The sequence below is a fragment of the Erwinia oleae genome (assembly GCF_000770305.1).
Classification (GTDB): domain Bacteria; phylum Pseudomonadota; class Gammaproteobacteria; order Enterobacterales; family Enterobacteriaceae; genus Erwinia; species Erwinia oleae.
Window position 1 is genome coordinate 1 of sequence record NZ_JNVB01000133.1, and the last position, 3,814, is coordinate 3,814.

The window sequence follows — 3,814 nt, forward strand, 5'->3', positions numbered from 1 at the left end:
GACCATGGTGGTGAGCGGGGAGCACTGCTGTACAGCCTGATCGGAACGTGCAAACTGAACAGCGTGGATCCAGAAGGCTACCTCCGCTATGTGCTTGACGTCATCGCCGACTGGCCGGTCAACCGGGTCAGCGAACTGCTACCCTGGCGCATCACACCGCCAACTGAATAACACATCCCCGTCAATACGGCCCTCGGTGTACGCTTACGATTCGTGGACAGAACGCAAAGCCTAGCAGATGCATCAGGGCAAAGACATGATCGGTGAAACCAGCGGTATCGGTGTAATGCTCCCTGATTTCCAGGTCGCTTTCGTGATACAGCAAACCATCGAGAACATGGGTTGAATCCCTGACCCGACTGATTATACAGGTGTAAAATGGACTGTATTGATCCGAAATATGGGTATAAAACTGACGTCCAGACTCCTGCCCATATTTCGGGTTAACCTGCCCTGCGTAGCGGCCTGAGCTGCCTGTTCTGAAATTCTGTCCATCTGATGATGACGTTGTTCCGTCTCCCCAGAATGCCGCCAGTGGTCTTTTTCCCTGCGCATTTACCAGCTCAGCAAGAGCGGCTGAATAGGTTTCGTCGCGGATGTACCATGCCTGAATATCTTCGAGTGATGATTTGGTGCTCCCGGGGCAGGCCTCTGCCATTTTGGTCAGGCCAAGATTGATGCCATCCGCAAGAATTGTCGTAAGGAGCAGGCGGGTATCGGGACGGGTAATGTCATTTTTTATATGCGAAAAATGACGAGTAAACGTCGTCCAGCTGTTTACCTCGTCGAGAATTTCCGTGATTTTAGGTCGCGGTAGCATGCAGTAAACCAGTTCTGCCAGCGGTGAAACCTGTGCCGGAACGCAGTTATCCAGCGGAGAGACTTTTACGCCCTTGTCGGATATTTCCACATCGGGCAGTTCACCAAGGGCAGCCATAGCATTGACCTCTTCAAGTCTGGACTGAAGCAGAGTCATACGGCTGGCAATGTACTCATGATAATCAGCAGATACGGGCAGTGGCAGCGCCGGTGTGAGTTTGTCAAAGTCCCCTTCGGGAATGAGGTAATCATCAAAATTTTTGTAGCGGCGTGAGCCTTTAACCCAGATGTCCCCGGAGCGCAACGCTCCCTTAAGCTCGCTGAGCGCGCAAAATTCATAATACTGCCGGTCAATACCCGCAGGTGTAATCACCACCCTGCGCCAGCTTTCAGGGATAAATTCAAGCGGCGCAGTCGCCGGAACTTTACGTGACTGCTTCCGGTACATATCCTTGATCACAACCAGCGCATCAGCCAGAGGTTGTGCTGTCGGGGTTGCGACTAACTGTAAAGCGGACAACATGCGCGGGGCATATTTCCGTAATGTGCTGTATTTCTCAGTAATAATATGCAGCGGGTCAAAATTATTTTTTCTGGCGAGATGGCGTGTTTCCTCCAGACTGGCGACAAATTCAGGCCACGGGAGAATGTTTTCTATTGCGAGCCATGGATCGCCACCGGAGTCTCGGGCCTCAGACAGCGCCTGACCAACATCGATGTACTGCCTCAGTTTGGACTGGATCAGCTTTCCGGTCTGCTGAAGGCGCTCAGCCTGTGTTCTTTTGGCTTTACTGAAAAGGCTGTTCAGCATGCGCTCATGCAGCTCAATCACTTCGTCTGTCAGTGTGGCTCTGGCTTCTTCCAGCACGCAGACCAGGATCGCATGACGGCGGGCTGCTGAAAATCGGGTCAAATCCCGGCTACTCATCTTTCGGCCTTCCCGCGCCAGTTTCAGCAACCGGTTCTGGTGAATAGTACGATCTATACCTTCAGGTAATGCCAGCGATTCAATGCTGCTGAGCCGATCAAGATGTTGCAGCACGTTCTTACCATTAATCTTACCCGGTGGTTGCAGAAGCCATGTCAGCCTGGAAGGCTGATTATCTGATGACTCAAGTAAACTATCCAGGGCATCCCTGTGAGCCGGAGTTAACAGGGCATTCAGGGTCTGAAATACGATTTTATCGCCGCCTGCCATGGCCTCCGCACAGGTACGCTCCACTACATCAATCGCGGGGATTATCACGCTGTTCTGCCGGAGCCAGACCAGTAACTCTTCGGCCAGGAGAATACCTTTATCGGTGCGCGTCGCCATCGACAACAGGTGCGTAATACAGTCCTGCTGTATTTTGCCGGTGAACGCCTTTACGCCAAGATAGCGGTACAGTTCGGTTAAATGCTCACGTCGGGTTGTATCTCTGCCGGAAAGGTAAACAGGCCAGAGATCCCCCGCAAGCTTTAGCCTGCTGGCGATATGCTTCAGCAGCGCATCAGAGGGTGGGATTTTTTATCCGGAGCAAAGCCGACATTTTTCAGGTAACAAAGAAGGACGGCAAAACCAAAACGGCTGGCAGGTTTACGGTGAACACTGATAAGTGCCAGATCATGCTCACTGAAATAGGCCATTCGGGTCAGAGTTAACTCATCATCTGGCAATGCCAGTAATGATTCTCTTTCCGACAGAGAAAGAATCTGCCTCCTTGCCATATAGTTTCCCTCATAAATTATTCGATGCGGTATTTTTAACAAAAATGGTTATCGCATAAGGGTACACCCTGACGCCATAACTAAAACGTGACGACACACAAATAATGACATAACCTATATGCGATAGATTAAATGCAATAACCTAAACGCGATAATACGGTGAAAAAATGTTCATCAGAGCTTATTTGAGGGCATCGACGGAAGATCAGTTCGCCGATCGGGCAAAAGAGATGCTGGAGCAGTTCGTTCAGGAGCGGGGGCATAAAATCGCCAGTTACTACCGGGAAAATATCAGCGGCACAAAACTTGACCGCCCGGAGCTGGGACGCTTACTGATGGACAGTCACCACAATGATATTCTGCTGGTCGAGCAGATAGACCGCCTGACACGTCTCAGCAACAGCGACTGGATGATGCTGAAAAAACAGATAGAACAACACGAGCTGCGGATTGTCAGCCTGGATGTGCCCACCTCATGGCAGGCACTGTCAGATAAGGACCCTTCTCAGGCCGACCCTATCACCCGTGCAGTAATAATCGCCATAAATAACATGCTTATTGACCTGATGGCCGCAATGTCACATAAGGACTGGCTAAGTCGCCGCCAGCGGCAAAAACAGGGGATTGAACGGGCATATACATTGGGGAAATACCGGGGTAAGCAGGCCGATCAGGAAAGACATCAGAAAGTCCTGTACTACAGACAGGTAAAGAAACTGAGTATCAGGGAAACTGCGGATGCTACTGGCTACAGTGCTTCGCAGGTTTGCCGGATACAAGCGCTTCATAAAAGTAATGAATCTGCATGAAAAGCTGGAATACAGTCATCGCGTAATAATTAGGCACTGTAACAAATTTTGTGGCTAGCAGCCTGACGCATCACCTATGTAAGGAAAGTCCGCTGTGTGCCCAGGCTGTGTGAGAAGCCTGACCTAAACTGAAGTGCGCGTATCTACGCAAAATCTGGAGTTGCTCGACTGGTTAGCTGAGCCAATTTTCACGTATGAGCGCAGTTTTCAGCCCTGTTTTTGGCAGTTTAAGCGACCAAAACAGTTTTCACACAGCCTGTGCCAGATATAGTCATTCGAACCCTGAGAGTTACACTTTTAAGTGATTCAGGGTATGCGCTTACTGGTTACGAATATTGTGCCAGAATCATGTGGTTTGATGATTGCCGCTTTGCTTTCGAGCCAGTAAGTGCTCCACGTTCGCTAACGAATACTCAGGGCATGCAGACAAACTGCTGACTATATTTCTTTCGAAGAGCGTGGAATGCATACCAATCCCC

General features: G+C 50.2%; 2 protein-coding genes and 1 pseudogene. 2 read left to right on the forward strand and 1 reads right to left on the reverse strand.

Annotation, left to right across the window (positions count from 1 at the left end; genetic code table 11):
- Positions 1-171: transposase domain-containing protein (locus tag GS12_RS22215; protein WP_034951058.1), on the forward strand; the 171-nt coding region annotated here is incomplete at its 5' end.
- A 25-nt stretch (positions 172-196) separates the two neighbouring features.
- Here GS12_RS22215 and GS12_RS22220 read toward each other — a convergent pair.
- Positions 197-2,526: pseudogene (locus GS12_RS22220) on the reverse strand (Tn3 family transposase); the annotation flags it as partial.
- A 167-nt stretch (positions 2,527-2,693) separates the two neighbouring features.
- Here GS12_RS22220 and GS12_RS22225 point away from each other — a divergent pair.
- A complete protein-coding gene (locus GS12_RS22225) occupies positions 2,694-3,335 on the forward strand; it encodes a recombinase family protein (protein WP_034951060.1) in 642 nt (213 codons plus the stop codon).
- Positions 3,336-3,814 lie beyond the last annotated feature (479 nt).